This is a genomic window from Pseudomonas sp. 8(2025) (assembly GCF_052665325.1).
In genome coordinates, this window is sequence record NZ_JBQOIE010000057.1 from 1 (window position 1) to 323 (window position 323).

The 323-nt window shown below is 60.7% G+C and carries 1 protein-coding gene; it reads right to left on the reverse strand.

Annotation, left to right across the window (positions count from 1 at the left end; genetic code table 11):
- Positions 1-323 (reverse strand): hypothetical protein (locus ACUXVH_RS31720; RefSeq protein WP_445496874.1); only part of this gene is annotated, 323 nt, incomplete at both ends.

Here is a 323-nt window from a genome sequence, read left to right on the forward strand (position 1 = left end):
TGTCGAAGGAGGGAGGGAGGCCGGCGAGAACTTGGCACGCCACATCGAAGTCGTCGACGTCGTGGCCGGCGGAGCGTAGTTGATCTTGGAGGGCTTTTGCGCGGTTGGTGAAGGCGGTGACGGTTTCGTTGGTGGCCATCTTGAGAGAGGTGAGCTCGCGACGAAGTTGGAGCTTGCGGGCGAAAGACTTGGCGGCAAAGATTCGTTGCAGGGCGGTCCATCCTTGGTTGGCGGTGGTGCAGCGTAGGATGGTGGGTTGGTGTTGGGGCTTGACGTAGAGGCCGATGTAGGAGAGGGCTTGCTCGTCCGCTCGTTTGTCATTG